Below are 5,446 nucleotides of genomic sequence, written 5' to 3' on the forward strand. Positions count from 1 at the left end.
GCGGCATAAGCACCAACCGGACTAGAGCTTAACAACGCCGCCAACCTGTCCAATCAAGCCAGACCACCTCAAATATCTGGTGTAAGTTCTTGCTGTCGCTTCAGTAGAATACTGGTTTTCCTGGCCATGAGTCGGTAGCACCAAGCCGATTCCACGAGTAGGCGTCGAACAAGGTTGTTTCCCGTCTTTGTAATTCCTCCTCTACGAGTTGTGCCACCGCTTGAATGTTCCGAGGGTACAAGCCCCAGGTAGGCCATGAGATGCTTGGGATTTTCAAAACGACTCATATCGCCGATTTCAGCAGCCACCGAAACTGCGGTGAGAAGCGCGACTCCGCGTAGCGCTTGGTAAGCTTTGACGACAGGAGCTCTCTTGCACTGAGGAAGAACCTCGCTGATCTGCTCTAAAAGTCGCCTGACTCGCTCCGTATTTTCCTTGATCGCATCCACATACTCCTGAAGAACTATCTGCTGGACTGCGAGAGGCATGGTCAATTCGGCGAGCCAGCGCATGTGTGCGGGTCGCCACTGCGTCTTGCCTGAATACCTGATTCCGTGCCGGAGCAAAAAGGGTAGCAATCTTTGCTTGGCTTTTGTCTCGGCGCTCTTGGCATCGTTTAGAGCACGGATCAAATCGCGCATGGCCTCGTCTTCCTCCTCTGGCACATGAATCGAAGTAAGTTCTCCGGCACGAAAGAGCCTGGCGAGCATGAGAGAATCACGACGGTCAGTCTTCACCTTGTTCCCAGCTCTTTTGGGGATCAATGACGGCGCGACCACAATGCAGGCCAAACCCTGGGACTGAAGATGCCGGTATACGTGGTAACCCCCTGGTCCTGCTTCATAAATGAAACATGGCTCACAACCAGTGGATATGAGTTTTCGGATAGCCTTATCCAAAGAGGTCATGTCACCTCCAATTCGACCAAAAAAATCGAGCTTCAACAGTTGGATCCGAATCGGCTAAGGCGATGTTGATCGAGTCTTTATGGACGTCCATGCCGACGTACAGTATCTTTTTCATGGCCTGTCTCCTTGGTGTGTGACTCTAGGATACCAAATGTTATGCTGGTATCTTAACCCACGTCGGCAAGGATGGTAGGCCTTCGGCTTTCAGTCATTATGTCTAAGGAATTGAAAGCCTCTGCTGGGGCTCAGGCGCAGGGAGCGAAGGCCGGGAACATCCACCGATGGGGACTCCCAAGTATAGTCGCCTGTCAGGTTAATGTGCTCCCAACCCAGCGGCGCGACATGTGGCAACAGGCCCTCGTTGACAGGCGCGCCTTGCTCGCGGTGTTCTTCCACCGCCTTGTTCAGGTAGACCGTGTTCCAGAGGATGATAGCGGCGGTCAGCAAATTCAGCCCGCTTGCCCGGTAGCGCTGGTTCTCATAGCTGCGGTCGCGGAGTTCGCCGAGACGATTGAAGAAAACCACCCGCTCCAGGGCGTTTCGGGCCTCTCCTGTGTTCAGCTCCAGGTTCGCCTTACGCCTCAGGCCAGGATCCTCCAGCCCGCGGAGGGTGAACAGCGTTCGCTCCAATCTCCCCAGTTCGGGGTACTACCAACAAACATGCTGTTTGGGGCAAATTGACTGAACGGGTATGAAATTGCCTGCTAATTTGGTGGACCCGCATCATTGTACGCGGCGGCTTTCGAGAGGAGCCGCGTCGTCATGTCCAGGTCGAAACGACCGCCGAACGGGGTGACATGGCTGGTCAGGAGTGGGCTCAAGGCCCCAGGTCTCGGGGGGTCATGCGATCCAGCAGCACCGGATCCTCCAAGACTTCCTGGATCATCCGGGCATTGATGTAGACGAGGCTGACCTGGATCAGGTGCAGGCAGAGCAGGCTCATCTCCATATCGTATGGCTTGTTAGTGGCGAGTTCCCCCTTTTTTCCGAAGAGGATGAAGTCATTGGTGCCATTCCAGTTCTCCACCACATTCAAGCCCTCGTTGACCTCGCGCCGCAGCGCCTCCGATTCCAGGTAGGAGACCGATGCACGGAAAATCGCCACAAATATATAGTAAACTTATATAGTTATGATACATTTTCTCCATCAAAAAGATGGAGGCGAGCATGAGCGAGCGCACTTCCAAGAATCCTGGCATCGCCGACTACGTGGTGGCCCGTCGCAAGCACAAGGATTGCTTTTTGGACGAGATTGATCGTCTCATCGACTGGAAGCCGCTTGAAAGATTACTTCGCAAGAAGCTCCAACGGGTTGTCAACGCCGTTGGCAATCCTGCGTACCCGCCACTGCCCATGTTTAAAATTCTCCTGCTGCAGCGCTGGTACAACCTCAGTGACGTGGCTGCGGAAGAATCTTTGTACGACCGCCTGTCCTGTGTCCGTTTCGTAGGCCTCTCCCTCGATCACGACGAAGTCCCGGATTCCTCGACCATTTGCCGGTTTCGGCAAAGCCTGCTCGAGAAAAATGTGCTCAAGCGCCTCCTGGACAAACTCAACTATCAACTCAAGCGACGTGGATTGCTGGTCCGTGAGGGAGCCACTGTCGATGCCAGTGTTGTTTCGTCCTCGCGCCGTCCGTCCATCCGATCAAAAGCCGTCTGTGGAAGAAGGTAGTCCTCAAAATCCCGATACTGCCGACTGCCGGCCACCCATACATCGCCGGCGCGCAGCCGGCCACGCAATTCCGCCATGACGCACAGCTTGTAGTAGCGCCGGTCGATCCGGCCCTGAGAATAGACCAGCCGCTTCCAGCGCTTCTTGATGAAAGCAGTGGGCACCTCCCTTGGGAGGGTGCGTCGGCCGGAGGCGTTCATTTCCCGCAGCACTTCGATGGCCTTCATGAGCGGCTTGGCTGGAGCCGAGGCGAGGAACTCGAAGGTGGAGAGCAACTTGGGATCGCGTTCATGGTTTGTCTCCAAAAGGGACGTTTTAGGGACGACTCGCACCTCGCGTCAGGGCTGGCCCGATTGCCATCCCTAAAATATGTCTCTAAAACCAAGTGGATCCATAAACTATTTCCACCTTTTTGGGGCGCCCTCCGGAGGCGATCCATGTCCATACCCGCCTTGCTTTCAGGCGCGGTTGCCATGTTTGGTTGGGCTGATGCGTGCAGGGGCACGGGAACGATGGTGACGAAAGACGCTGCCTCCCTGTCTCTCGTTGTCCCTAAACGCTTCCGCCAATAGCTCAGAGAATTTGGGAAAGGCCATGCCGCCGGCAGTAAGCCCCCTGGCTCAGGCCACTGCCTCGCCATGTCTCAATATGTCCAGCCCAATACGTCGCCTTCTCGGATCTATGCTCCGTTGCTGATGCTGCCATGGTCATCCCCCTTGGAGACACTCCATGCCAGAAAATTCAGGAGGCGTAAGAAGGCCCAGACCCAACATTCGTGTCACCAGGTATCAAGTAGCTGGGATTGACTTTGCTGTAGTATCCCCAAGGGGGAGTCTCGCGTCCAGGTCCAGCTCGAAGAGGCCGTAGGGGTTGATATGGTGGTAGACCAGGGGCGTCAGAGCAGCCAGGTCCCGTGTCGCCATCGGCTTTGTCCAGGTGGGATCGGTAAGAATCCCCTGGATCATCAGCGTGTTGACGAAGACTAGGCTGGACTGGAGAAGATGTAGGCACAACAGGCCCATCTCCTGGTCCTCACGCCGGTTCGTGGTCAGTTCGCCCCTCTTGCCATAAAAGATGAAGTTGTTCGCGCTGTTCCAGCTCTCAACAACATTCAGACCCTCGTTTATCTCCCGGCGCAGTTCTTCGGAGGCCAGATAACGGCACAGAAAGATCGTCTTGATGGCCTTGCCGAGCTCCGCTAGGGCCTTGTAGGCCGGGTGCTGGATGTTCGTCCGGGTGAAGCGGCGCAGGATGCTCTCGGCATCGGCCATTCCCAACTTCAGGGCCACAGTGTGCTTCACCATGGCATCGAGCTGTTGTTCGATCAACTCCCAGTTGATGGACCTAGTGGCCATCACCGGAGCGAGATTCTGGTAGACCTCCCCGGGCTCGGGCCGATAGAGCCGCTGCCGGTGGATGCCTTTGAGCCGGGGCATCAGTTCGAAGCCCAGCAGGCGGCAGAAGGCGAAGGCGACTTCGCACTGCCCGTGGCTGTCCACGAACTGCCGCTCCACCTCCATCTCCGTGCAGTGCCGCAGCACTCCTTCGATCATGGCGGCGGCCTCTGAGGAGGAGACACGCTTGAACTGGGAATAGATGCAGGTGGCCCGCTTCTCAACATGCCAATAGACCATCACGCCGCGCCCGCCATAGCGAGCATGCCATTCCGTGAGCAAGTTCTGGTCCCAGGCACCAAGTTGCTTGGAGTCAGAGGCACAGGCCGTGGTGCCCTCGCCCCAGACCTGGGACAGGCGGACATCAAGGGTGGCGTTCACTACCCTGGCAATGGCCTGGCGCAGGCCTTCGAGCGAAAGGAAGCGACGCCTGACATAGAGCAGGTCCTTGGGCGAGTCGTCGACGTGGCCAGTGGCCATGGGCTTGAGACCGGTATTGGTGTCGAGCCCGTAGAGGCAGAGCAGGAGGCGACGCTGTAGCACGCGGCGATCCAGGTGTTCACGCTCCGTTCCACTCCGCAGGCACTGCGTGAAGCCCACCTGATGGTCGGTTTCCATCAGAACATCGAGCAGGCTCGTCATGGGCCAGCGTCGAGCCATCTCGGCCTTGAGCGCCCCCAGGTTTTCCGGCTCCGCCTGGGGCTCGAAGGGCGAGACCGCGATCCAGCCGCCTTTTTTCTGGAAGATATTGACCCTTGGTTTGGCCGGCATCCCCTCGTTCAAGGTCGCCAATGCGTGGTCCATCTCCTCTCTGAGGCCGGCGGTGAACGCCTTCGGATCCATGGGAAGGGCCAGATCCGAGTAGTAGGCTCCCCTTTGGGCTTCGAAGTCTTGCGGCAGATCCTCCTCGGGATTCCGGTAACGACGGCTGCCCACCACCCAGATTTCCCGACACCGCAGTTGCTCGCGTAGTGACTTCAGCACGCAAATTTCATAGGCGGTGCGGTTGATCCTGGGCGGGTCGCCATCGTCGTCGAGCACCAGTGGCATCCAGGCGGGACGGACCACGCCCTCGGTGACCACCGTTGTCCCCTTGGGGTACGACGATCCCTTGTGCATCAAGTGGGTCTTGAGCACGGCCAGGGCCTCTATCACCGGCTGATGTCGGTCGTTCCCGCACCTGAACTCCAGGATGTCCAGCAGTTCCGGGAGCATCCGGCGGTAATGGGACCGGTACGAGCGCTTGAGCACCGTTCGCACGGCCTCCTTGTAGCCTTCCCGGGCCGAAAAATCCGAGAGGTTCAATTGGGACAGAAAGTGGCCATCTATTGCCGGGTATCCACGGCAGATCAGTCCTGCGCCCGGCAGGAACAGGATCTTCTGGCCTATGCGGATCGAGCAGGATTCGAGGTGGTGGAGATCCGCAGAGAGATCTCATCAGGGACCAAGGACCAGCGGTCGGAACGAAAG

The 5,446-nt window shown here is 57.5% G+C and carries 6 protein-coding genes and 1 pseudogene; 2 read left to right on the forward strand and 5 right to left on the reverse strand.

Annotated features, from left to right (window positions below; translation table 11 throughout):
- Window positions 1-68 precede the first annotated feature (68 nt).
- The 3 genes and pseudogenes from NY78_RS21370 to NY78_RS21380 all read right to left on the reverse strand — a co-directional run bounded on the left by NY78_RS21370 (window position 69) and on the right by NY78_RS21380 (window position 2,013).
- Window positions 69-908 carry an IS110 family transposase gene (locus NY78_RS21370; RefSeq protein WP_197084308.1) on the reverse strand — a complete coding sequence of 280 codons (840 nt, stop codon included), beginning with the start codon at window positions 906-908 and terminating at the stop codon, window positions 69-71.
- 204 nt (window positions 909-1,112) lie between these two features.
- A pseudogene (locus NY78_RS24335) lies at window positions 1,113-1,550 on the reverse strand (Tn3 family transposase); the annotation flags it as partial.
- Between the two features lie 175 nt (window positions 1,551-1,725).
- Window positions 1,726-2,013 carry a Tn3 family transposase gene (locus NY78_RS21380; RefSeq protein WP_043640939.1) on the reverse strand — a complete coding sequence of 96 codons (288 nt, stop codon included), beginning with the start codon at window positions 2,011-2,013 and terminating at the stop codon, window positions 1,726-1,728.
- A 62-nt stretch (window positions 2,014-2,075) separates the two neighbouring features.
- Between NY78_RS21380 and NY78_RS24340 the strand changes: the two genes are divergently transcribed.
- Window positions 2,076-2,582: a transposase gene (locus tag NY78_RS24340; protein WP_197084310.1), complete on the forward strand. Its 507-nt coding sequence runs from the start codon at window positions 2,076-2,078 to the stop codon at window positions 2,580-2,582.
- 573 nt (window positions 2,583-3,155) lie between these two features.
- On the opposite strand, the gene tnpA is transcribed toward NY78_RS24340, so the two are convergent.
- Together tnpA and NY78_RS21395 are read right to left on the reverse strand one after the other, a co-directional pair.
- Window positions 3,156-3,293 (reverse strand): IS66 family insertion sequence element accessory protein TnpA, encoded by a 138-nt coding sequence (gene tnpA, locus NY78_RS25945; protein WP_442855222.1) that lies wholly within the window; start codon window positions 3,291-3,293, stop codon window positions 3,156-3,158.
- A gap of 77 nt (window positions 3,294-3,370) precedes the next feature.
- Complete coding sequence (locus NY78_RS21395; RefSeq protein ID WP_197084311.1) at window positions 3,371-5,236, reverse strand: Tn3 family transposase; 1,866 nt, start codon at window positions 5,234-5,236, stop codon at window positions 3,371-3,373.
- Between NY78_RS21395 and NY78_RS24350 the strand changes: the two genes are divergently transcribed.
- The coding region (locus tag NY78_RS24350; protein ID WP_231584077.1) for a recombinase family protein at window positions 5,201-5,446 on the forward strand (246 nt) is incomplete at its 3' end. The two genes, NY78_RS21395 and NY78_RS24350, sit on opposite strands and share 36 nt — an antisense overlap.

Source organism: Desulfovibrio sp. TomC, from assembly GCF_000801335.2.
GTDB lineage: Bacteria > Desulfobacterota > Desulfovibrionia > Desulfovibrionales > Desulfovibrionaceae > Solidesulfovibrio.